Genomic DNA, 21,864 nt, shown 5'->3' with positions numbered 1-21,864 from the left:
TAATAAAAAAACGGCACTCTGGTAGATCAGAGTGCCGTTTTTCTGTAAGCTAATTTGAAGTTAAATTAAATCCTCGTCAAATAAATCCTCTGGGAATGCAAAAACTGGCTCATCTGACGACTTCTCAACAGTAACCCTGTTCATGAGTGATAGCGTTTCTCTATACTCTTTTGCCTCTGCTAATGGTATAAACTCAACATCGTCCTTGTAATTAGTTTTGATGTATTCTTCAATCTCATCCAATCCGACTTTAAAGAACTCCCGCCGATGATTAGTCATGTTAACTCGCCGACCGGCAAAAGCCTTGTGTATATTGTATTCGAGCTGGGGTGCATCTTCGGAGAAGATTATTGCGTGAACATCAAAACGGAAGGGTACGGATGCATCTCCCAGTTCCCGCACCCGGTCCATAGGTTCAAGTCGCCTCGTCATACCTATTTTGTATACCCCCTCTCCAAATGAGCCAATATTTGATATGACATAGATATGCCCCGCTCTGGTGAGCTGTGCCATGGATATGGCTCGTTCTTTTTTATCGTGAGCATTTTTCAGGTTTTGCTCTAATAGGGCAATTTTTTCATTAAGCTCATCTAGGTCCTTCTGATCAGCCTTTCCTAAGTCGCTCATCGCTTTTTCCAAGGCCTTTTGATAGCGCCTCTCCTCCTCCGCTGCCTCACGCTTCGCTTTTTCATATTCCATCCTAGCCTTTTCCTCCTCCCGCATCTGTTCCCTTACCCTGCGCTGTTCCTCCTTCTCTTCGTACTTCTTCCGTTCATATTCATAGTACAGAGCTAACTCTTCATATTTCAATTCTAAGTAACTGTCCTGTATACTAGTATTTTGAACGCGGCCCAGTCGGTTGATTGTAAAAAACGCATTTTGAATTTTTAGCTCTGTCTGAGCAAAGTTATGCCACTTTACCTTTGCTATCAGGCTATCACACTCTCCATTGAAAGCAAACATCATAAGTTTTTTATACTTGTTAACCAATTTAGTACCCTCTGATGTATCACCATTAATGGACCATTGACCAATACATACAGCAGCAGTGTCGCTGGTGATTGCCATCTTTTGTTTTTTGTGATTCTCAAGTATTCTGTCCTTATATTCTTGTGATGTTTCAAAGTCAAACCGTGGCTCATAGAGCCCGTAATCATAAAGATCTGTCGTCTCCTTATTTATCGCAATTAAGTCCTCAATCTCATTATATGTTATCAAGGCTTGCTTGTATTTGGTACTTAGAGTCTCGCATGATTGCCTGATCTCGGTGGCTGATTGTTGGAGTCTTGCAACCTCTTCATTAACTGAAATAATGTTAGAATACTTAGCTATAAGCTCTTCCTTCTTCTTATTCGTAATGAAGAGAAAGTAGAGGGCCAGGAATAAGGCTGCGAGTAGTAGGGTAACAGTAAGAATAATTGGTAAACCTAGTTGCATAACTTAAGAGGATTGGTACATAAATCCACAAAGTACCCTCCCCCTGGCTTCTCCCCAAAAATTTATTTAACGGCACCCAGGGCTAATATTCCCAATAGATTTTAGTACCATAAGTGACCGATCAACAGCAAATAATATCTTAAAATCAGCCATCCAGACCGTTGGATAAAATTTTTTGTAGGAAGTAGTCAAAGGGGGTACTTTGAAGAGTTATAAACTAACTTTAATCATTTCTATGAAAAGATTTATTTACCCTCTTTTAGCTATTGTATTAATTGTTTCTTCCTGTAAGGGACCTGCCGGGGAGGATGGAAAAGACGGCGCACCTGGTCCAATGGGGCCAAAAGGAGAAACCGGAGCTACCGGGCCAAGAGGGCCAGCGGGAGCGGCCGGGCAGAATGGACAAAATGGAACTACGGCAAAATATTACGACTTCCAGCTAGATGTTACAGAGGCCCTAGGAGGCCACAGGTTCAAAACTGAGGTAGCTAATGATGAAATGGTTTTTGTGTATCTCCAAAAGAGCCAATATTTCAGAGTACTCCTTCCTTATAGCGGCTACGCGTTTGATGTAAACAAGAGTTTTCTAAGGGTAGATATGAATTACGAATACTCGGACCTGACCCTTTACGTAGACAACGAGACAACAATTCCAAGTGGAACCACCTTTACCTTCCGCGCAGTGGTGATTAAAGCATCTCCCGGCGCTCGCCTGAATGTGGAACGTTATCAGGACTACAACAACTTGAAAGCAGATTTCAATTTACCGGATTGATGAAACAATTTCTCTCGGACGCCTGGCCCATCCTGCGGTTCTATCTGGTCATGTTTATGCTTAGTCTAGTACTCGGCTGGCTGTTTGGCACAGATCGACAAAGCCGCAAAAGTTCAGACTACTGGGACGAAGAAGAGCAGATCCACCGCGGTCTGGATGAAATGTACCGGGAGGAAATTCAACAGGATTCAATCAAGCGAGCGAAACAGGAAAGATTTACCATACCTACCATATAGGGAAATATAAAAGACATAGTAAAGCCGCTGTACACGATGTACAGCGGCTTTCTGTTATTTTATCTGGCTCCTCCTGGCCTCTTCTATCTTTCGCTCATGCTCTCTTCGGTAGGCGGCAACGTAATCGAAGTATTCCTCAATAGGTAGATTAGAGAAGTAGCGTATCCTTTCAGGACTTCCGTCTGCGACTCGATAAAGCTCATTGTATCGCTCGTCGTATCGGTGTAGTCGTACCGCGACGATAGATTCTGTAATGTCGAAAGCATTAATCGTAGTGACTGGGCCGCAGAGGTCAGGGTATCGGGCTGCGACAGCCTGCCCAAGGGCACGTGCCTGTTTAAGTCCATGCTCAAAAAAAAAGTGTACAGGTACGGATATGGTCGCCACATGTCTTTCTTTTTCCGGGCCTCGGTAATGTCGTACGTAAATGGATCCTCGTCCTCATGAAAGTAGAGCACCGAAGCCATATCATAGACAAACTCGATGGTGGAGTTATAATGCTCGATCCGGTCCCGCACATTAGTCACGGTATTCAGCATGATGGGTGCATTATGCTTAAACCAGTCGGGATTATTAAGATTAGCCAATGAACCGATGACAAAATCCTGAAAGACATTCATGAACATCATCAGGCTATCGCGGTCCATCTGCCAGGCTTCGTGCTCAAAACTAGTTTCGGCAAAGGCATGAAAGCGATGAGGACGGGTAGGTACTCCCCCATCCTTGTATTCATAGTACTGCGTCCCTTCCAGTTCGAAGAGTTTACCATCCTGCGTTTTGGCCGGCACAATATCACCTGCCTCTAAAAGTTGCTTAAAGTTTCCGTTCATTAGATAGTAGGTGATTGGATTAACAGACCGACATAAGTTGCACCTGGGCAAACTGGCACCGTACGGCCCAGGCATACAGGGATGGGTCATAGTTCTTTTCCTGCCCTACCTCCATCAGCCACCCCTCCCGTATTACCCGTAGGGTATTCAAATCTACGTTCGTCACCTGCACGTCATAGGGGCCAGCCAGGGCGGTGAGCAGCGCTTGCAGCGTCTCTGACTTCCGACTCAGTACCAGCAACGTAAGGGTAGCGGTGTACTGATCCCTGCCCCCGGTACCATAGGTTTTTGCTTTGGTAACAGGCTGCATGGATTCCGCGAGCCACGCCAGCTGCGTATCGGCTTTGCTTTCTATTCCTACGATCTGGATAGGTTCCGTTAGTGTCTGCAGGCGGTTGCGCTTATCCCCCTGGTGGTAGACGGACTGAACCTGCCCGTGGTGAATAATCTGCTGCTGACAGAGAGGAGTAAGTGAGGATTTTAGCCCCTCACTTACCTGGGTAAGATTTAATTTCATACGACTACTTCTTGTTTGGATTTCACTAATTCGCAGAAGATATACCGGTTCTGTCCCAGAAACAGAAAAGCATCGGGATAGTAATCCAGCATGGTTTTAAGTCCTTCCAGCTCAATCATGTGCCTGAACTGCTCGGGCGAAAGACCGTAATCGGCTACGGTACGATCACAAAAGGGACAGAAAATCTGACCGGATGGATCTACATGAAATAACATGTCAGCAATAACAAAAGTAGATACTTCCAATGACTCATGGTCTGAAACATAACGTACTAACTGAAGCATAGAAACAAGGGTGGGATAAAAATGAATTTATAGAGTGAGGGTATTAATTGAAATGATTGAAAACTTTGATTGATAGGGAATCCATGACGACTTTCTGTTCCTCCACCGACAGGTACCAGGCGGCCCCGAAGTAGGCTTCCAGATACAGGGCAATCTCATTCATATCCGCATCCATAAAACCGACCACTACTTCACGCATGCCCCGGTAGATGATCTGGTAGTTGCGCATCAGATCCCCTTCCATGGTAAAGTCTACCTTACCGATTTGGCGCCCCTGCCTGGATCGGTAGGCGGCGTAGGCCCGGCTGTAAGCACCGCTACGCTTAGCGCTTTGGGTGATCATCTGATTGCCACTGGTGTTTTCTCCCTTTTGCTGGATGCGATGAGTAACGGCGGCAATGCCATCCCCGGCCGCCTCCACGAGATGATCTCCCCAACTATTTTCCAACAGCTGGGCTTTCTGGGAGAATACCAGCGCGATTTGGGTGAGGTCTGATTCAATTCTGAACATGCTTCGTCTGCGATTAAATAAGACCAGCCTTCGACCAGCCTCCCGTTTCATCCGGCGTAGCCTCCAGCGTATAGCTGTTTTCCAGCTGCTTGGCAATGACCGCCGCGCCCCGGGTCAAATAGGACTTAAACTGTTTCTTATAGCTGTCCCGATTCTCTTCGGTAACGATCAGGTTCGTATTGGTAAAGAGATTGAAGTTGTGGCTCGAAAGCTTTTCCAGCATAAACTGATAGCCACAGGCATACTGATAGGCAGGGGCCAGTAGCTCCGCGTTACGTTTAACAAGGGCAGAAAGATCTCCACCTAATTTTATAGAAGCGTCCATGAAAGGATTGGATACAGCATCACCAAGGTTATTGTCCTGAATACATAGTGCAGCTGCTATACACGTATGGGATTCAGGGGAAATTATTCCAGAAAAATCCACTAGACCGGCCGTAGAACTCACCTGCAAGAGCAGATTCAGCCCACGGTCATTGGTTATATCGCAAGGAAAGGGCAGGTCGGTTATATCTGCAACGTGCTCAAAGATAGTTTCGTATAATGACTTAGTAAGAGTGACATCAATCAGCTTAAGGGTAACCACCCCTTCTTCTACTGTACGTACGGTGACCTGATCTATCTTCAGTCTGGTAAAACGCATGGCGGAGGTTTCTATACGGTACTCATATACGTTACCGGCCTCCAATATATTTTGACCCAGAGCCAAAGGCTTCGTATACACCAGTTCGTGACGGAAGGCTCCCTTTTCGGAAAGGATACATTCCAGCTCCAACAGGAGCATATCATACGCTAACCCACTGATCCTATTCCATACGCCTGCCAGTCCTTCCTGCCCGGGATCATCCAGTTCCTGTACATCTTCCCGACGCACCAGGGCACTACCTAATTCCTCACTAATGCCCGGCAGCGCATTTACCAACAGCCGCCCGGTGGCAACGGGAGCAAATCCCACCAGTTTATTGAAAGGATTCATAGTATTTATTATGATAGATTAGATATAATATTAATTTTGTTAAGGCAAATTAGTAATTATATATGAACATACAACACGAGATAACAAAACGTATTGACGCGTCCCCCACACGTCGGTATTTCTTTCGCTTAGAGCCAGATAAACCCAAGGTGGTCAATCCCTTCAAAACCCGGCGCAGCGTAAAGGTCTTCCTCCACATCGGGGGTACGGTCTACGAGTTTGTCCACCACTGGGACGTGAAGCAGCCACCTCACTTTTTTTACATGGATGTCCCGACGAATGCGACCTGTACGAAGATCGAGTACGTCATGCTCAATGAGAAGGGCAACCCCATCCCTCCGTATAAGAGCATAGCCGTATCGGAGAAGTTTGAAGATGTCTTTGAAAAGGAGCTCTTGTTTAAGAAGCCTGATCCCGAAGAAGAGAGCGAACTAATCTGATAGCACACTTTCCCATTTCTGAAACACTTTCTGCCTATTCTGATACGCTTTCGGGCGTCTCTGATACACTCTTTCCCAAAATTGAAACACTTAACTATTTCAAACTATGTCAGCTATAAGCAATTTCAGTACAGAAACACAAAGACTAAGTAAGATCGTATACATCGCTATGGTTTGCCATCAGGCCAATAAAGCTTGGTGTGAGGCAAATGACGATCAATCCCAGAAAGATTGGAATGAAGCCGAAGCGTGGCAGAAAGAGTCTGCTATCAAAGGGGTAGAGTTTCGGATAAACAATCCGGAATCGGGCGAATCAGCTCAGCACGATGCATGGATGGCTGATAAGGTTGCCAATGGGTGGAAGTACGGACCGGTGAAAGATGCTGAGAAAAAGGAACACCACTGTATCGTACCCTTCGAGCAGCTCCCGGAATTCCAGCAGAAGAAAGACAAACTCTTCTGTGCCATTGTAGATGCCTTGAAATAATTAAGCTCCGCAATTTTCTGAGGCACCAAAGACATGTTAACGACATTCATGTTCCCGACATCAATGTCGTTAACTTCGGAATAGTCCAACAAAAGCAATAGCTCACCTTAATAGTACCTTAATAAAATTCAATTTATAACCTCTATCTACATGACCTGCATCGTAGGCCTCATCGAAAATGAATCAGTTTACATAGGCGGTGATTCTGCCGGAGTAGACGGATTGGATATCATTATCCGAAAAGACCCCAAAGTATTCAAAGTAGGCGAATTTGTCTTTGGCTGTACCTCATCTTTTCGCATGATGCAGCTGGTTCGCTTCTCTTTCTTCCCTCCCACCAGACCCCCGGAAATGGACGTATACGAGTATATGTGTACCTCCTTCGTGAATGCCCTGCGTACTACATTAAGAAACGGAGGGCATGCCAGAATAAAAGAGGGAGAAGAGGAGGGCGGTTGCTTTCTGGTAGGCTACGTTGGTAGGCTATTCATCATTGAAGAAGATTACGATGTAGGTGAATCCATTGATCGGTTCGCTAGCGTAGGGTGTGGTTCTCCCTATGCCCTGGGTGCAATGACTGCCATGGAAAGACTGAAAGTAGACCTAAGTGCCCGCGAAAAGGTGACCACCGCCATTAGCATCGCCTGTAACAGATCAGGCGGAGTAAGGCCTCCCTTTGTCATTGAACACACATAGCCAAATTGTAACCTCTAAAAAGGTACATTCTTACTCAAAATGTTGCGTTTTTGAGAAACTACGCAACTATTAACCAAATACCCCATTAGTGCCACCTTTTGTGCCACCTCAAAATAAACCTCACTATGTCACACGAATTACCCCACTACTCTACCGAGGAGGAAGCCTCCCGGGATCTGGATACCAAAGGATTTGCCTGGCGCTGGCGTGTCGCCAAAGAGAAGCATGCCCCGGACTGGAATAAGGTCAGACTGTACTTCCTGGAATCGGGCGGACGGTACAAGGAGAGGTATACCTGGGCCTATACGCATTGATCCTATGAAAGATAAAACCCAGGTAAAGCCCGAAGGCAAACCCGTATTCTACGCGGTCCTGTACAATGATTTCAGACGTGCCGCCTTAGACTGTGGCTATGCCCTTGCCCTGCATGGTAGCATGGCCAGAGACATGGACCTTATTGCCATAGCCTGGACAGAAGATGCCGCACCGGTTGAAACATTAGTGGCCGCCATATCAGACTGCATTGGTCAGACCATTTGGAAGGACTACCACTTGAAAAATCCAAGCCAACGCCCCCACGGCCGTATTACGTATACACTTAGCATCATGGGAGACTGGTTTATTGATCTGAGTATTATACCACCAACCAAGCCGCTCGTATGAACCATACCTGGTCTCCCTCCACCAAAGCCACTACGCTAGAAAAAAAGGTCAAAGTAGAAGAGTGCACGATATGCGGATGTGAGAAGCTCATGTTCCCAATCAATACCTACTACCGCCGTAGTGGTATGCTGTTTCAGTCTGCTCCTGAATGCATTGATTGGGCGGTAGAGAATGCGAAAACGATTGATTGACTATCACCAATATCACACGTAATACTATGGGACTTTACATGTTTGTAAACGAAGATGATAGAATAGCAAAAAGAAAGGTATCAGATAAGGACATAAATGAATCGTTTCAGGAAGCGTTGAAGTGCGACTCGTCCTTAATGATTGAAGAACATGTACATGTTAAGAAGGGTGGATTTTTACGAAAAGACAAGGTAGAAACAACGTATACCCTTTTTCACGAAACACCTGCCCTTGATGGATCTCCTTATCAGGCAAGGTATCAATTTTCAGGGTCGGGAGAAAAACAGGTCGTAATGGCATATCTACACGGCATAATTAACGGAGTCGCCCATATTCATAAACACAGCCATTAGTATGCCTGACTACAAAAACGTTTTATCGGCCTTTGAAAAGATGTCTCTCGCAGATATAGCCATTATTCGTGATGAGGCAAAGGCACTATCGGAGTCGATGAAGCAATCCAAAGAAATAACACCTGATAAGGCAAAGGCATTAGAATACGATAATGAAGCAACCCAGTACAATGATTTATCAAGACTCGCCGAAGTTTTCATAAAGAGAAAAGTACATGAGCTCCGCCAAATGATGTAGCGCACAAGAAGATATGAAAAACATCCTGACCACCATCCCCAAATCCAAGTTCCGTGACTGGCCCACCTGTGAACGGGTACTGCAACGCTGTGATGGATTGACGGATTTGAATGGTAATGGTGAATGGTTCTGGCTGATCAATACCAAAGCGCTACCAAAAGATTCGGGTACCGGTGCGGTCTGCTATATGATCTATGACGGACTGATCCGCGGCTACATGGACATAGTTGATACGGATATTTCAGAGAACTGGCGCGATGCTCACGACATAGGAAAGCCCAGAACAACCAAGTGCCTGGTAATGGCTAACTGGCACCCGATTACCCCCCAACCACATACCGGATTCCAGGGCTACCGGTACACCCAACTCAAACCCTGATTACCATTACCTCTACCTGTAATTCACAAAGCAATGACTACCCGCAGAATCGAATTGATTGAAGAAAAGGCCCAGTTCCTAAAAGGAAAGATCTGTACCATTGGTACTAGTAAAGAGCCCTTCCTTGTCCAGGAGTATACCTATAAGGATGGACAACTCACCATGATCACCGATAAGAAAAACCTGGTGTATGATGCCGTGAATGCTTTGAAGGCACTGGAAGAGTTTCGGCCAGTTCCTCAAGATCTCCCAGCTCCTGATCAGAGCAAGGAGACCAATGATCCTCAGCAACCAGCAATGGAAGAGATTGAGCCTACTTCCGAACCCCCTCTTCCAGTACAGCAAAAGCCAATGACACTACTCGATCTGAATACAGAGCTGGAACCACTGGTAAGGGCATTCAAGAAATTAGGCAACCGTCTGGAAGATCTTCAGTTTGGGGCAGATCACAAGTATTCTGTCAGCTTATATCACGCCCAGTCACTGGATGAGGAATTCAGTGCAGAGATATATCAAAAGGCTATTGCCCAGACTAGGGGGCAGATGGATGAGATAGAAGGTCAGTATATCCAAAAGGTATCCAGCTACCTACAACAGAAACCCGTACAGGTAATACAATGAACCCTTCGGAGCAATCTTACCAATCTGCTCACCGGAAGCTTGTTGAAATAGCTTACAAGTGGGTACTGAATAATGCTAGCTGTGGCGTAGCATTTAAGGAGCTGGTAACTACGGCCTGTAACGGCGAATGTCCTGATGTGATAGGATTTGGGGCATGGGGATACTCAGTACTGATAGAAGTAAAGGTAAGCCGTGCCGATTTTCATGCTGACAAAAAGAAGTCATTCAGACAGCATCCGGAATTGGGGATGGGTTCCCGTCGCTTCTATTGCTGCCCTACCGGAATGATAAAGAAAGAGGATTTACCCCAGGGATGGGGCTTAATCTATGTCAATGAGAAGGGCCGGGCTACGTGTGTGTACAATCCATACCGACAGTTCCTTCAGGTACCCCCTTCGGTGGGACATGATGAGAGAATTGAAGCCTTACCAAAGAACATCAAAGCCGAGCACGGTCTAATGTATAGCGCTTTGAGAAGATTGCACATTAGAGGTCGAATTGATGAAATATACGATCAGCCAGGCAAGAGTGAGGTGTCCAGGTTATCCACTGAGGTGTCCAGTTTATTCTGATAAGGTGTCCATATTAACCAAATAGCAAATGAAACAAGCAATCATCTCACTTTGGAAGAACACCACCTTCCCCCTATTCCTCATCGCGGTCATCGTGTGGTCTCAGATAATAATTTACCTACTCAAATTAACAGAATACATCAGATGGGAGTGGCTGTGGGTATGGGCTCCTCTGTGGCTACCATTAGCCTGCCTCTGCTATGGAGTAGTTGTATTTATACTCTGGGTAGCCTTCACCGTGGGTAAGGTTCGTTCGGAGACAAGAATAGAAAATAAAATCTAATTCTATGATAAGCACCCATGGAAGAGTTACAATACATCCAACTTGATAAGATAAAGAATCATGCAATCCCGTTTCAGCTGGAAGAGATCACCTATCTGCAGGGAGCCCATAACTATACAATATTTTCCAGCCACCTGGGTAAACAGTCGGTATCTTCCAGGACTCTTAAAGCGTACGACCAGCATTTACCCAGCTCATTCATCCGGATTCATAAAAGCTTCATTGTGAATCTACACCAGGTAGAGGGTGTAGATTCAGAAACACATACCATACATCTGAATTGTGGTAAGTCGGTTCCAGTTTCACGGCGCAGGTGGAGCTCAATCAGTGAAGTTATAGCAGATAGCCTAAAACGGGAGTAATTAGGCTGCATAGCCCAGGGAAGCAAATACCTCCATATCAAAGTTCATCAGGTCATACCTGAATGTATCTCCCATATGTCCGTAATCTTCCTTATTCATATCCGACTTATCCAGCCCTCCCTCAATTGTGGTCTTCATTCGCTTGATATCTGATATCAGCGTCACACAGGATGGATCAATACTGATGTTATCTCCGAAGAACTTGGTCAGTGCATTACAGATCAGGCGGCTATTGACGTGCTCTGGATTGGATGTTGGATAATAATCAAAGTACACCCACTCCGCCCCGTACTTCTGAAAGTACATCTCGATCAGGGCCCTACCTCCTCCACTGCCCGAAGTAAAGGCAGACCGTGCATTCCCCGAAGCATCCCCTGTTATATAGATGATGTTATTCCTGTACTTCAGGGCCAGCTCCCGTACCAGGGCTTCCAGATCTTCCCCGTCACCTCCGAGCATATAGTACTCTTCAAGGTACCGACGCTCCCCGTCTGCAGTACGCTGTGCCACCAGACAGGAGTTACGAATGTTATAGTCAAAGCTGAGGTATACCGGCAGGCGTGGGTCATAACTTACCGGCCGTACAACCTTATTCAGATCGATGTGGCGCCAGAACGGATTCCCATTCAACTCGATCCACTTCACTTCATAAAGAGCCGCGAATACATCATCAGGTAGCTCTCGTTTAGCCGCTTCAATTTCCTCCCGGCTCAGGATTCCTTCATCTACCGCATCCCAGGCCGTAATCTTATGGTACTCCCAATCCACCATCTTACCCTTTTCCACATCCTCCACCAGCTTGGAACCCCAGTGGTTGGGATTGGTCTTGTTCCCGATGAACTTTACCATGGCCCTCGTCTTGGTAATCGTCGAGCGCAGCGCAAACCAGGCGGTTTCCTTCGCCCGGGTAAATTCATCGAATACCGCGGCATAGACATCCTCCCCATAGAGTGAATCAGGCTTATCCGCCGACTTAAACCAGATACGTGCCCCATTCCACAGCTGCACATAGAGTTTGGACTTATTGGTCTTAACGAGCCTTCGATTGATCAGTACGCCCAGGTACCGCTCCATCCTATCGAACGCTATTTCAGCCTGAGAAGATACGGGAGCTACCCACCAGTAGTTTCTACCCAGTTCCCCCTCGGTAACCGCCTTATTCAGTAGCCACACGATATGGCTATACGTCTTACCTACTTTCGTACTGGCCTCGGTAATGGTATACCGGCACTGGGATTCCAGTATCCGGCGCTGGTAGCTGGCCAGGGGAGAGAACTGCAATTCAATTTCCATCAGGCTTTGATCGTCACGGTAATCTTCTCATTGGTCTGCAGGCCGGCATCCATTCCAAGTAACTTGGATCGTCGCTCCATCAGCTGTAAGAGTGCGACCATAAAGCCCACATTCGGTTCCTTTTCCTTGGTAATCTTGGTCACCTCCCCCTGTAAGGAATTCTGGGTCTCCTCTCTTCCTTCCTCCTCCCCTTCCTTCTTCTTCGCCTTTCCTTTCCCCTTAATTCGCGTCTCCTTATAATCAAGCTTACTACGGTCCCATGCCTCCCAAAGCTCCTTCTCCATTACATCGAGCTTATTGAGCTGCTCGAGAATAATGTCGTTCATATTATCCATATTCACCTGCCTCCACCTATCCCGCAACATATCCAGATCACGACTCACCTGGGAGGGCGATACCCCCACCTTCTCGGCGATCTTATATTGAGGCATTCCTTTCAGATACAGGGCAGATACCTGATTCAATCGGACCTCTAATTCTTCTTCAGTACTGAACGGCATGTTGCAAGTTGTTATGGGTTGCAAGTAAACTTATCAAAGTTAGCACTATGGGTAATACAGAAAACACCCCCCTCCTCCACTTTTTTCACGGATGGGTATAAAAAAAGCCTCAGACAACCGTCCGAAGCTTTTCAGAAGTAAACCCTCCTCTTTATGTGATTGCCGATGGAAGTCAGCTGCCTGTCTTTCCAGGCTGTCAGTCTTTCCCGATCATGCACTTGCTTTCCTTGCGTTGCGCACCATGCACTACCATACAGTAAACCAAAAGCATTGAGGCTAGCTACTGTACCTATGATCGGGCTTGAGCGATAAGACATCATCCGCTTTGCTTTATGCGCAAACCTCCTAGGGTTGCCCGGAAAACCTACCACCGCAAAATAGTAGCCGGGACTTAATCTTATTACCCCCGTCCTCTCCTGGATCGGGGGTGTTGCTATCTATCAAAAACAAACGGGCATCAAAGGGAAGAAAATACCCGGCATTAGTTGATTAACCATGTGGAAGTTGAGTTGCCGGGCATTTTACCAATACTATACACACACTATATAAAACTCCTGGATTCGAAAAATAGCCCTAGCTATCCGCCTACCTATGATCACTCAGTTCTTGGAAAAAGATTCGTAGTGCTTGCAATCACTACCAAGCTCGGTTCACCAGGGCGTTCGGTCTGTCAAAAAGTGTTGCCTTTCAGGTTTAAAAACTGTCCCGACAAAAAGCCGGGACATTCTGACTATTCCTAAACCTTTAACCTACTCATACTCCTCGGCAGCTGGCCTTGACTGCGTCTTCCTTTGCAGGGTTCGGACGGCCCGTCAGCCCCCCTGCTCTGGGTTTCGGAGTAGTTGCGGAGCTGGATTCGAACCTACGCCTCTAGATTAGCTGTCTAGCGCTCTACCAAATGAGCTATCTCCGCCGTGTTGTCCAAACTATTAAAAATTGCCTCGGCTACTTACCGAGACAATTTAACCATTACAAACCCAATATCATTATAAGCGTAAACCACTCACATTTGAATGATTGTAGTGGAGCTGGATTCGAACCTAACCTCCAGGCATCTCCCGGCCCAGTGCTCTACCGTTAAGCTATCTCCACCCCTGCCTGCCCTTAGGGCGTACGGACCAAGTCCGAAGGACTTCTGTTGCGGGGAATGGATTTGCACCATTGACCTTCGGGTTATGAGCCCGACGAGCTACTACTGCTCCACCCCGCATTGTTTATGCAACAAGTATAGGGCAGTATTTTCAATTATCAAAATTATATTTTTATCTAATTATCATTCCTTTTGATAGTTTCCCCAATATCCTTCCTGATCCCCTCCGCAATCGCCTTCATCATCAGGGGAGGCACGGTCCTGCCACAGGCTTCGTACTGGTTTGCCAACGTACCCAGCAGAATAAAATCATCCGGGAAGGTAGTGATACGCTTCATTTCCGATACAGTCAGTACCCGCGGCCGGTCCCAGTGGTAGTAGGTCGGGCTGGTGGTCAGCGTGGGTGCTGGCTTGAAGGGGGAGAGCCGGTAGTGGGTGTACATGTTCCGCTTCCCAAACGCTTTCAGGTAGGCTGTATCAAACTTATCCCCCACCTTCGTAAGCTCGTATACAGTCAACCCCTTCCCCCGCAGAGGTTTGAGCGGTTCACCAGGTAGAGGCAGCCCATGCATGACTTTGCCGAGCGGAATGACATACCGGCTGGGCGCAGGATGTTTGGGTACCATGCCCAGGTCCTTCCGATAGCCGATAAAGATCAGACGCTCCCTCCCCTGGGAAACACCGTAGTACTTGGCGTTCAGTACCCGGGCCTTCACCACATACCCACAGCTTTCCAGCTCCCGGAATATCTTCTTAAAGTATCCCTTCGCTTTCCCCATCACCAGACCCTTTACGTTCTCCGCCACAAAGGCCTTCGGCTGCATGATCCTCAGGAAGCGGGTGTACTCAAAGAAAAGGTCATCCGTCCGTTGCGTCCGGTTGCCGTAGCTTTTCTTCTTTCCCCACAGCTTCTCCCGCTTGCCGGCCGTCGAGAAGCTGGAGCAGGGAGGGGAGCCATCCAGAATATCCAGCTCCCCCGGCCTCAGCCCCAGCTCCGCCATTACCTTGTTTGGATCCATCTTCCGGATATCCTGCTCATAGACCCGGGTACCGATATGATTCTTTCGGTAGGTCCGCGCCTGGTAATCCAGAAACTCTACCGAAGCCAGTACCTGCCATCCCGCCATTTTGTAGCCCAGGGAGCTGCCCCCCACCCCACTGAATAAAGAAATGACCTTTCCGGATTTGGGTAGCGCATTCACCTCGGCCATGCTGGGTACGTATCCGTATCCTTGTGGTGTTATTTGACGCATAGCCAACCCTTAAAATTCAGGTTCTGATAGAAGGTCTCCACCTTCGTGAATCCGGCCGCGTAGAACATCTGCAGGTTCTCGGCCTCACTCAGGGGCTTCATGATCTGACGGAGGACAAACTGCTTTTCCAGAATCTGATCATGGGTAAAGTGCTCGGCCTTCATATCGTAGTGAGAGAAGGTAAATATCTCCTGAAACAAGCCCATCGGCAGGTATACCTTTTCGGTCACGATCAGGGCGCCATTGGGCTTCAGGGCATCATAAGCCGCTTTGAGTACTTTGGGCCGGGCTTCAATCGAAAGGAACTGCAACGTGAACAGGGAGATGATGACGTTCACCCGCCCCGTCATAAAAATACCAGGCTGGGTAATGTCCTGGCAATGGTAAGTAATCGGCGGCTCCGATCTGGCAGGCAGCAGGTTCTGACTTATATCGAATCCCACGTAATGATGATCAGCACCAAATCGCTCGGCCAGGCGGCGAAGTGTTTCACCAGTGGAGCATCCCAGATCATAGACCACCGACCCCTGCTGATCCAGAAAGTAAGAGACAATGCCCCGCACCGCCCGCTGAATATCCTTATAGGCCGGTACCGACAGGGCAATGTGCTCGTCAAAGCCTTCAATGCGATCGAACGAAAAGTCCTTACCATTCGTATCCACATTCGGGGCAACGGTGTTTGGTTTCGATGTCATCATCAAGTTCTTTGGTTTCTTTGGGGTCTTCCTCTATGATATCTAAATCATCCGGTATATCCAGATCCAGCAGGCCATCAAACGTGGTAGCCAACTTGATAAACTCGGCGTCCAGACCGGCCATGAACTCGGCAAAACCATCCTTGCTTTCGGTCCCGTACCTGGAGGATATCAGCAGGACCAGCTCTTTGGCTTCTTTCAACGTGGCAGCCTGCACGAAGACCACCGGGAAGGCTGTCTCGGCGAACCCCTCCTCCGACAGCAGGAGATGACGCTGGTGACCGTCTACGATCCAGTTGTACTGACCGTCCTGCCAGATAAAGAAGGGTACCTTAAAGCCGCGCTTTTCCAGACTCTCTTTGAGCTTTTGCCGTTCGTTAGGCAGGAGCTCTTTTAACTTCCCCTGTAGCCACTCCATCTCCGAAAGCCGAAGGGTCGGTAAACTATCAAGTAGCTTCTGATCAATGGTAAGTTCCATATACTGTTTTTGGGGTAATGTTATGGTCATTTGATAATTACACCAAAAAAAAGAACAGATAACTTTTTTCTTTATTAAATATAGTATTAATTTTGATAAGTCAAATCAAAATTAATAGAAAGAATATGGGACACAACATTGAACGAAACAGTGACTTCGTGTCGCTGAGGGAAAAGCCGTGGCACAACCTCGGTACCATCGTCGAGCAGGAAATGAGTATCAACGAAGCCCTGCTGCTGTCGAATCTGGACTTCACCGTCGAAAAGCTCCCCAACCACCACCATTTGCCTTCGGGAGAGATCGTAGAGAGTACTACCAGCTTCTTTTCCTTCCGGACCGACAACGAACGGATACTGGGTGATCAGCTGGGACGCAAGTACACCCCCCTGCAGAATCGGGAAGCTTTCGGGCTGATCGATGAAGTCGTGGAGAAAGGCGAACTAATCATTGAAACGGCGGGCTGCCTGGAAGGCGGCGCCAAGGTATTTGTCTGCTGCCGGCGCAAAACCCCAATGGTGATCGGCAAGCAGGATGAAGTCTATCAGTATATGGTCATGGCCAACGGCCACGACGGTCACCTTTCGGCCATGGCTTACTTTACCACCGTTCGTGTAGTCTGCAACAATACCCTGAATCTGAGCTTACGAAAGGGAAAGTTCACGCAGAAGATTGTCATCCGCCATACCCCACAGGTCCAGTCCAAATACTACGAAGCCCTCCGAATACTGGGAGCGCTGCCACAGAATGAAGAGCGCGCTACCTATATATATAATAGGATGGCAAAGACCCGTCTTACCCAGAAGCAGTTCTACGATTATATAGGTAATGTATTCTTTGACTCGGACGAGATCAAACAGGCCGCCCAGGGTGTCAGTCATAAGGAGTTGCTCAGTACCCAGAAAAAGAAAATGGTCACGGACGTCATAGCCTACTGCCATCAGGGGGTAGGTCAGGACATAGCTCCCGAAATGTCTGCCTGGTGGGCTTACAACGGGATCACCTCCTACCTAAACAACTTCTATGAATACAAGTCGGAGGAGCGGCGTATGACCGGCCTGCTCTGGGGCAAGGAAGCCGACCGGATGGAAACGGCCCTGGGCCTGATGGCCGAACCGGAACGGATCATCCCGGTTTCTGCCGATCTGTCTACTTCGCTGAAATTTTCGCTGAACTAAAAAATTAACAGGATTTAAAATTTTGATAAAGTGGCTGATTTGCCATTGAGCAACAAAAGAGGGGAAATGGCTGCCTGAATCGGACAAATGACTGACCTTTTGGAGAAATGTTTCAGTCATGTTTCAGTAATAAAACAAGAATGGCCTGCAATCTATTGATTTACAGGCCATTTGTTTATCTGTTTGTGATCCCGACAGGATTCGAACCTGTGACCGTCTGCTTAGAAGGCAGATGCTCTATCCAGCTGAGCTACGGGACCCCATTGAGTGCTTTGGCTTTCTAACTAAGGAAGCTAAGGCGTCTTAACTGCGCACAAAAGTAATACATTAAATCAATTTTGAAAACCCTAAGGCAGATCAGAGCTGTATTAATGCATCTTTTTAACAAATAAACATCGTCAGAACGACGAAATAGAGTGAATGTTACAGGGTTATAAAGCGGCCCGAGCCCTTACTCTTTTATAGATTACTTCCCCAGTACCTCCTGCTAGCATTGTTAATTTTAGAATCTACCATTCCGCCGTCTGCACTACATAGACCTATGACCTGATACGTCACTACACTTCAAATACTCACTACTGTTGAAAGCTGTATAGTGAAACACCTGTGAGATTTCTTTTAAAGGATTCGAACGGAATCAGAAGGCGCCGCTGCCATGGTGGCCGCTGCCGCTTCAACACAGTGGCTCCTCCGGCCGCCTACTTAGAAGGCAGATAATATAGAGATATTACAGATTCTTGTAAAGACAGCTCTGTAAAGCAAAAACCTGTATGGTTGCTCTTACAGGTTTTCTTTTTGTATCGGGAGACAGGGTTCGAACGACAGCGGGAGGCGTCGATGCCATGGTGGCCCTCCAGCCGACCGTCTGCGATCCTCTGGTCCCAGTCCAGATGGGATACCTAGTCAATACCAGCCCTTGTTTGGTAAAGTGTATAAAGCAAAAAATCCTGCAAGATTGCTCTTACAGGATTTTCTTTTTGTGTCGGGGAGACAGGATTCGAACCTGCGACCCTCTGGTCCCAAACCAGATGCGCTACCGGGCTGCGCCACTCCCCGAGACTTGTATAACCGAACCAGGATTTTCAACTTCCCGGGATAAACGCTTGCGGGTCATGCACGTTTATCAGCGGAGAGAGCGGGATTCGAACCCGCGGTACCCTTACGAGTACGGCAGTTTAGCAAACTGCTGGTTTCAGCCACTCACCCATCTCTCCTCCTTTCGTGCCACAAATATAGAGGGTTAATTCTCATTAAAACAAACATTGCTCTAAAAAAAACTTCAACAGAAATCGCTATTCCCTATTTTTGAGGCACTTTACTGATAAACTTTTTTTTGATGAACTGGAATTACCCGCTCGGGGCGACTGAATATATCTTCATTTTTCTGTTTTTGCTTGCCTATGTTACCTACTTCATCCGGATGATCCGGATCACCCGACTACTTAATACCACTACCCGGACCCTCTTCCTTAAATTTTTCCTGCGGTCTATCGCCTTTGCGCTGCTGGTGGTGGCTCTACTGGGGCCGTCTTTCGGGGAGGCAGGGCGTGAAGTACAGGCCGAGGGAAAAGACATATATCTATTGACGGATCTGTCGAGATCTATGGATGCGACTGATGTAGTACCTACCCGTCTGGAAAGAATAAAATACGAAACAGCGCGGCTCCTTAGCAATGCTGGCAACAACCGCTTCGGATTGATCGTATTTTCAAACGATGCCTTCGTCCAGGCACCGCTTACGTTTGACCAGCCCGCCCTGGAGTTATTTGTGCAGTCGCTCCGGACGGACCTTCTTCCCCGCTCAGGTACCAACCTGTGTAGTGCCCTGGAGCTGGCCTACCAGAAGATGCTCAACGATCCTACGGCGGCCAACCACGCCAAGATGATCGTGCTATTAACAGACGGCGAAAATTCAGGCAACTGCAGCGCCAACCTCTTTAACAATATCCGCCGGTTTGGCCTGCGTGTATTTATTGTAGGAGTCGGAACCCGCAATGGCAGCTCTATTCCCGACAACGGAAAGGTACTGCGCACGAAGGATAATGAGGTAGTCGTTACGAAGCTGGACCCCGCTACGCTGCAAAGGCTCGCCGAACAAACCAACGGCAGCTACTATGAGGTCAATAATGAAACGAATGATATGCCTCGCTTGATCGCCGATATTAATGCCGCGTCCGGCAGGCTCATCGACAGCCGTACCGTGACCGTCACCTCCAATAAGTACTACTATTTTCTGGGGGTAGCGCTCTTTTTATTAGTCTTAGATGTACTGGTTACCGTCCGAACATTCCGACTTTAAGATTCAATTACTAATTTTACCCTCTGATTTCGGCCAACGCCTATGACTGCCTTCCTGCTTTACTTGTTACTCTGGATCTGGGACAATCGCTCGTATGAAGCGATCAGCCGGTTCAATCGTATCAAGACTCAGGCCGAACAAGCCTATCAGGACAAGCAATATGGTCAGGCGGCGAATCACTACTACCGCATTACCTACGGTTCGTTTTTCTCGGAGCCTGCGGCCCGCCTTAACCTGGCTCACTCCTACTACCAGGCTGGCAGGTTACAGGAAGCCCTGCACCACTACCAGCTTCTGGACCACGTCCAGGACCGCCAGGTAGCCTCTAAGGCCAATGTCCAGATAGCGCTGATAGCGGCAACCCGAAAGGATACAGCCCAGGCACTGGACCGGCTCGTAACGGCGCTACGACAGGATCAGGAAAATCTGTCGGCCCGCTATAATTACGAGATACTCAAGAAAATCTATTCAGGGAGTACTCCTCCTCCCAAATCTCAGCAGGAAACGACACCTCCGCCCCGGGAAGAGACGAAGGAAGCCCCTGCCCCACCTCCACAGCAGGAAGGGCAGTCACCCGAGCTGGCCGAACAGCGTGAACAGCTCCTGCAACAGCTGCGCCGGCTCCGGATGTCCGAAGAGCAGGCCCGAAGTATCCTGGATGCAATGAAAACCAACGAAATGCAGTATATCTACCAGCTACGGCGCCGCCAATACCGTAAAGAGTCCGATAAAAGCGAGGATGTAGAATGGTAGCTCCATTATTTATAATTACTCATATCAACTTGTATGAACGCCCTAAAAGAAACAAATTTTCAATTTCCCGGTCAGACAGGCTTTTACCGCGGTAAAGTACGTGACGTATACGCCTTCGAAGACCGGCTGATAATGGTGGCTACGGATCGGATATCAGCTTTTGACGTGATACTACCACGCCCTATCCCCTACAAAGGGCAGGTCCTTAATCAGATTGCAGCGCACTTTCTGCGGTCCACTAGTGATATACTTCCCAACTGGCTGCAGGATACTCCTGATCCTAATGTTGGTGTTGGACTGCGTTGCGAGCCTTTTGCGGTAGAAATGGTCGTTCGCGGCTACCTGGCGGGCCACGCCTGGCGTGAGTACCGGGCCGGCAAGCGTACCCTGTGTGGTGTAGACCTACCCGAAGGCTTGAAGGAAAATGATAAACTGCCTACTCCGATCATTACACCAACGACCAAAGCCCACGAGGGACACGATGAAGATATCTCACGGGAAGAAATACTGGCCCAGGGCATTGTGGAAGCTCAAGACTACGAACAACTGGAACGATTCGCCCTGGCGCTGTTTGAACGGGGTACACAGATGGCGGCTGAGCAGGGATTAATCCTGGTAGATACTAAGTACGAGTTTGGAAAACTGAATGGCATGATTTATTTGATTGATGAAATACATACACCTGATTCTTCAAGATATTTTTATAAAGATACCTACGAAGAAAATCAGGCAAAAGGAGCTCCCCAAAGACAGCTTTCGAAAGAATTTGTCAGGGAATGGCTCATCGAAAATGGCTTTCAAGGCAAAGAGGGTCAGCAGGTACCTGCTATGGACGACGCCTGGATCAACACCATTACCGAGCGCTACATAGAGCTGTTTGAGAAGGTAACGGGTACTGCTTTTGTAAGAACGGAAAGTGGAGATATTTTGCAACGAATCGAAGAAAATATTCTTCGTTCATTAAATTCGCATTGATACAAACACTTTTGAACCGGATTCTTAAAGAAATAGATCCACGAAAACAATCAACTCTACTAACGGATGAACTACAAACTGGAACGAAGCGAGCAATACGCACTAATCGATCTGAAAGAAAATTCTTTCGCGGATGAGATACCCACTTCTTTTGAGGAGTTGGCTCGTAAATTATTCCGGGAAGGTTATCATAACCTGATCGTTAACATGAACGAAACCAAATCTATTGACACCACAGGTGCCGGTGTACTTAGAAAAGTCAATCGTTTGTGTATCAACGACCTGGGCCTTTTAGTAGTAGTAACCAAGGATGATGATTTTATAGATCTGCTGGAAGACTCCAAGATCCCGGACCTGACTATAATGCCTACCCTCGAAGAAGCGGTAGATGCTGTATTCATGAATGATCTTGAAAATGAATTCGGCTCAGGCGATGACGACTATGACGAAGACGACTACGGTGGAGTAAGCGAAAGCAAAGAGCCGTAAGAATCTAGCAGAA

The 21,864-nt window shown here is 47.5% G+C and carries 31 protein-coding genes and 6 tRNA genes; 20 read left to right on the top strand and 17 right to left on the bottom strand.

Annotated elements, in window-relative coordinates; genetic code table 11:
* Positions 1 to 60: 60 nt before the first annotated feature.
* Entirely contained in the window at positions 61 to 1,437 is a 1,377-nt protein-coding gene (locus JUB14_RS14525; RefSeq protein WP_207507017.1) for an SNIPE associated domain-containing protein, read from the bottom strand.
* Between the two features lie 235 nt (positions 1,438 to 1,672).
* On the opposite strand from JUB14_RS14525, the gene JUB14_RS14520 reads away from it, so the two are divergent.
* Together JUB14_RS14520 and JUB14_RS14515 are read left to right on the top strand one after the other, a co-directional pair.
* Positions 1,673 to 2,212 carry a collagen-like triple helix repeat-containing protein gene (locus JUB14_RS14520; protein WP_207507016.1) on the top strand — a complete coding sequence of 180 codons (540 nt, stop codon included), beginning with the start codon at positions 1,673 to 1,675 and terminating at the stop codon, positions 2,210 to 2,212.
* The gene (locus JUB14_RS14515; protein WP_207507015.1) at positions 2,212 to 2,448 is read left to right on the top strand and encodes a hypothetical protein; all 237 of its coding nucleotides are present in this window, start codon (positions 2,212 to 2,214) and stop codon (positions 2,446 to 2,448) included. Before JUB14_RS14520 ends, JUB14_RS14515 begins: the two co-directional genes overlap by 1 nt.
* 83 nt (positions 2,449 to 2,531) lie before the next feature.
* Here the strand turns inward: JUB14_RS14515 and JUB14_RS14510 are convergent, their stop codons facing one another.
* Genes JUB14_RS14510 through JUB14_RS14490 form a run of 5 tightly spaced genes read right to left on the bottom strand, consistent with a single transcriptional unit; the run spans position 2,532 to position 5,566 of the window.
* On the bottom strand, positions 2,532 to 3,278 hold the full coding sequence (locus JUB14_RS14510) for a hypothetical protein (protein ID WP_207507014.1): 747 nt from the start codon (positions 3,276 to 3,278) through the stop codon (positions 2,532 to 2,534).
* 19 nt (positions 3,279 to 3,297) lie between these two features.
* Positions 3,298 to 3,795: a hypothetical protein gene (locus tag JUB14_RS14505; protein WP_207507013.1), complete on the bottom strand. Its 498-nt coding sequence runs from the start codon at positions 3,793 to 3,795 to the stop codon at positions 3,298 to 3,300.
* Positions 3,792 to 4,079, bottom strand: a complete 288-nt coding sequence (locus JUB14_RS14500; RefSeq protein ID WP_207507012.1) for a hypothetical protein — start codon at positions 4,077 to 4,079, stop codon at positions 3,792 to 3,794. Before JUB14_RS14500 ends, JUB14_RS14505 begins: the two co-directional genes overlap by 4 nt.
* 43 nt (positions 4,080 to 4,122) lie before the next feature.
* A complete protein-coding gene (locus tag JUB14_RS14495; protein ID WP_207507011.1) occupies positions 4,123 to 4,590 on the bottom strand; it encodes a hypothetical protein in 468 nt (155 codons plus the stop codon).
* Positions 4,591 to 4,603: 13 nt separating this feature from the next.
* Positions 4,604 to 5,566 carry a hypothetical protein gene (locus JUB14_RS14490; protein WP_207507010.1) on the bottom strand — a complete coding sequence of 321 codons (963 nt, stop codon included), beginning with the start codon at positions 5,564 to 5,566 and terminating at the stop codon, positions 4,604 to 4,606.
* Between the two features lie 236 nt (positions 5,567 to 5,802).
* On the opposite strand from JUB14_RS14490, the gene JUB14_RS14485 reads away from it, so the two are divergent.
* From JUB14_RS14485 to JUB14_RS14425, 13 genes are all read left to right on the top strand, one after another.
* Positions 5,803 to 6,006, top strand: a complete 204-nt coding sequence (locus JUB14_RS14485; RefSeq protein ID WP_207507009.1) for a hypothetical protein — start codon at positions 5,803 to 5,805, stop codon at positions 6,004 to 6,006.
* Positions 6,007 to 6,112: 106 nt separating this feature from the next.
* Positions 6,113 to 6,493 (top strand): RyR domain-containing protein, encoded by a 381-nt coding sequence (locus JUB14_RS14480; RefSeq protein ID WP_207507008.1) that lies wholly within the window; start codon positions 6,113 to 6,115, stop codon positions 6,491 to 6,493.
* A 150-nt stretch (positions 6,494 to 6,643) separates the two neighbouring features.
* The gene (locus tag JUB14_RS14475) at positions 6,644 to 7,189 is read left to right on the top strand and encodes an Ntn hydrolase family protein (protein WP_207507007.1); all 546 of its coding nucleotides are present in this window, start codon (positions 6,644 to 6,646) and stop codon (positions 7,187 to 7,189) included.
* Positions 7,190 to 7,314: 125 nt separating this feature from the next.
* Positions 7,315 to 7,503, top strand: a complete 189-nt coding sequence (locus JUB14_RS14470) for a hypothetical protein (protein ID WP_207507006.1) — start codon at positions 7,315 to 7,317, stop codon at positions 7,501 to 7,503.
* A 4-nt stretch (positions 7,504 to 7,507) separates the two neighbouring features.
* Positions 7,508 to 7,852 (top strand): hypothetical protein, encoded by a 345-nt coding sequence (locus tag JUB14_RS14465; protein ID WP_207507005.1) that lies wholly within the window; start codon positions 7,508 to 7,510, stop codon positions 7,850 to 7,852.
* Positions 7,849 to 8,043 (top strand): hypothetical protein, encoded by a 195-nt coding sequence (locus JUB14_RS14460; RefSeq protein ID WP_207507004.1) that lies wholly within the window; start codon positions 7,849 to 7,851, stop codon positions 8,041 to 8,043. The genes JUB14_RS14465 and JUB14_RS14460 overlap by 4 nt, the downstream gene beginning before the upstream one ends.
* Before the next feature lie 26 nt (positions 8,044 to 8,069).
* Positions 8,070 to 8,396: a hypothetical protein gene (locus JUB14_RS14455; RefSeq protein WP_207507003.1), complete on the top strand. Its 327-nt coding sequence runs from the start codon at positions 8,070 to 8,072 to the stop codon at positions 8,394 to 8,396.
* A gap of 1 nt (position 8,397) precedes the next feature.
* Positions 8,398 to 8,634 (top strand): hypothetical protein, encoded by a 237-nt coding sequence (locus tag JUB14_RS14450; protein ID WP_207507002.1) that lies wholly within the window; start codon positions 8,398 to 8,400, stop codon positions 8,632 to 8,634.
* 13 nt (positions 8,635 to 8,647) lie between these two features.
* Positions 8,648 to 9,013: a hypothetical protein gene (locus JUB14_RS14445; protein ID WP_207507001.1), complete on the top strand. Its 366-nt coding sequence runs from the start codon at positions 8,648 to 8,650 to the stop codon at positions 9,011 to 9,013.
* A 33-nt stretch (positions 9,014 to 9,046) separates the two neighbouring features.
* Positions 9,047 to 9,634 (top strand): hypothetical protein, encoded by a 588-nt coding sequence (locus tag JUB14_RS14440; RefSeq protein WP_207507000.1) that lies wholly within the window; start codon positions 9,047 to 9,049, stop codon positions 9,632 to 9,634.
* A complete protein-coding gene (locus tag JUB14_RS14435; protein ID WP_207506999.1) occupies positions 9,631 to 10,206 on the top strand; it encodes a hypothetical protein in 576 nt (191 codons plus the stop codon). The genes JUB14_RS14440 and JUB14_RS14435 overlap by 4 nt, the downstream gene beginning before the upstream one ends.
* A gap of 28 nt (positions 10,207 to 10,234) precedes the next feature.
* Positions 10,235 to 10,489, top strand: a complete 255-nt coding sequence (locus tag JUB14_RS14430) for a hypothetical protein (protein ID WP_207506998.1) — start codon at positions 10,235 to 10,237, stop codon at positions 10,487 to 10,489.
* A gap of 17 nt (positions 10,490 to 10,506) precedes the next feature.
* The gene (locus JUB14_RS14425; RefSeq protein ID WP_207506997.1) at positions 10,507 to 10,851 is read left to right on the top strand and encodes a LytR/AlgR family response regulator transcription factor; all 345 of its coding nucleotides are present in this window, start codon (positions 10,507 to 10,509) and stop codon (positions 10,849 to 10,851) included.
* On the opposite strand, the gene JUB14_RS14420 is transcribed toward JUB14_RS14425, so the two are convergent.
* From JUB14_RS14420 to JUB14_RS14385, 8 genes are all read right to left on the bottom strand, one after another.
* Positions 10,852 to 12,144 carry a terminase large subunit domain-containing protein gene (locus tag JUB14_RS14420; RefSeq protein ID WP_207506996.1) on the bottom strand — a complete coding sequence of 431 codons (1,293 nt, stop codon included), beginning with the start codon at positions 12,142 to 12,144 and terminating at the stop codon, positions 10,852 to 10,854. It abuts the gene before it with no gap.
* Complete coding sequence (locus JUB14_RS14415) at positions 12,144 to 12,644, bottom strand: helix-turn-helix domain-containing protein (RefSeq protein WP_207506995.1); 501 nt, start codon at positions 12,642 to 12,644, stop codon at positions 12,144 to 12,146. The genes JUB14_RS14420 and JUB14_RS14415 overlap by 1 nt, the downstream gene beginning before the upstream one ends.
* Before the next feature lie 843 nt (positions 12,645 to 13,487).
* A tRNA-Ser gene (locus JUB14_RS14410) sits at positions 13,488 to 13,557 on the bottom strand.
* A 108-nt stretch (positions 13,558 to 13,665) separates the two neighbouring features.
* Positions 13,666 to 13,736, bottom strand: a tRNA-Ser gene (locus tag JUB14_RS14405).
* A gap of 46 nt (positions 13,737 to 13,782) precedes the next feature.
* A tRNA-Met gene (locus JUB14_RS14400) sits at positions 13,783 to 13,854 on the bottom strand.
* A 56-nt stretch (positions 13,855 to 13,910) separates the two neighbouring features.
* The gene (locus tag JUB14_RS14395) at positions 13,911 to 14,987 is read right to left on the bottom strand and encodes a DNA cytosine methyltransferase (protein ID WP_207506994.1); all 1,077 of its coding nucleotides are present in this window, start codon (positions 14,985 to 14,987) and stop codon (positions 13,911 to 13,913) included.
* A complete protein-coding gene (locus tag JUB14_RS14390; protein ID WP_207506993.1) occupies positions 14,975 to 15,685 on the bottom strand; it encodes a methyltransferase domain-containing protein in 711 nt (236 codons plus the stop codon). The genes JUB14_RS14395 and JUB14_RS14390 overlap by 13 nt, the downstream gene beginning before the upstream one ends.
* The gene (locus tag JUB14_RS14385; RefSeq protein ID WP_207506992.1) at positions 15,633 to 16,160 is read right to left on the bottom strand and encodes a ParB N-terminal domain-containing protein; all 528 of its coding nucleotides are present in this window, start codon (positions 16,158 to 16,160) and stop codon (positions 15,633 to 15,635) included. Before JUB14_RS14385 ends, JUB14_RS14390 begins: the two co-directional genes overlap by 53 nt.
* A gap of 125 nt (positions 16,161 to 16,285) precedes the next feature.
* Here JUB14_RS14385 and JUB14_RS14380 point away from each other — a divergent pair, with 125 nt between their 5' ends.
* Positions 16,286 to 17,335 carry a TIGR03299 family phage/plasmid-derived protein gene (locus JUB14_RS14380; RefSeq protein WP_207506991.1) on the top strand — a complete coding sequence of 350 codons (1,050 nt, stop codon included), beginning with the start codon at positions 16,286 to 16,288 and terminating at the stop codon, positions 17,333 to 17,335.
* Between the two features lie 186 nt (positions 17,336 to 17,521).
* Here JUB14_RS14380 and JUB14_RS14375 read toward each other — a convergent pair.
* The 3 genes from JUB14_RS14375 to JUB14_RS14365 all read right to left on the bottom strand — a co-directional run bounded on the left by JUB14_RS14375 (position 17,522) and on the right by JUB14_RS14365 (position 18,549).
* Positions 17,522 to 17,595 (bottom strand) — tRNA-Arg (locus tag JUB14_RS14375).
* 722 nt (positions 17,596 to 18,317) lie between these two features.
* Positions 18,318 to 18,391: transfer RNA gene (locus JUB14_RS14370), tRNA-Pro, on the bottom strand.
* Between the two features lie 71 nt (positions 18,392 to 18,462).
* Positions 18,463 to 18,549 (bottom strand) — tRNA-Ser (locus JUB14_RS14365).
* Between the two features lie 122 nt (positions 18,550 to 18,671).
* On the opposite strand from JUB14_RS14365, the gene JUB14_RS14360 reads away from it, so the two are divergent.
* The 4 genes from JUB14_RS14360 to JUB14_RS14345 all read left to right on the top strand — a co-directional run bounded on the left by JUB14_RS14360 (position 18,672) and on the right by JUB14_RS14345 (position 21,851).
* Positions 18,672 to 19,634 carry a vWA domain-containing protein gene (locus JUB14_RS14360; RefSeq protein WP_207506990.1) on the top strand — a complete coding sequence of 321 codons (963 nt, stop codon included), beginning with the start codon at positions 18,672 to 18,674 and terminating at the stop codon, positions 19,632 to 19,634.
* 42 nt (positions 19,635 to 19,676) lie between these two features.
* A complete protein-coding gene (locus tag JUB14_RS14355; protein ID WP_207506989.1) occupies positions 19,677 to 20,387 on the top strand; it encodes a hypothetical protein in 711 nt (236 codons plus the stop codon).
* A 33-nt stretch (positions 20,388 to 20,420) separates the two neighbouring features.
* Positions 20,421 to 21,362 carry a phosphoribosylaminoimidazolesuccinocarboxamide synthase gene (locus JUB14_RS14350; RefSeq protein WP_207506988.1) on the top strand — a complete coding sequence of 314 codons (942 nt, stop codon included), beginning with the start codon at positions 20,421 to 20,423 and terminating at the stop codon, positions 21,360 to 21,362.
* Between the two features lie 66 nt (positions 21,363 to 21,428).
* Positions 21,429 to 21,851: an STAS domain-containing protein gene (locus JUB14_RS14345; RefSeq protein ID WP_207506987.1), complete on the top strand. Its 423-nt coding sequence runs from the start codon at positions 21,429 to 21,431 to the stop codon at positions 21,849 to 21,851.
* Positions 21,852 to 21,864 lie beyond the last annotated feature (13 nt).

It is taken from the genome of Telluribacter humicola (assembly GCF_017355935.1).
GTDB classification, from domain to species: domain Bacteria; phylum Bacteroidota; class Bacteroidia; order Cytophagales; family Spirosomataceae; genus Telluribacter; species Telluribacter humicola.
This window is presented reverse-complemented; position numbering and strand designations above follow the sequence as displayed.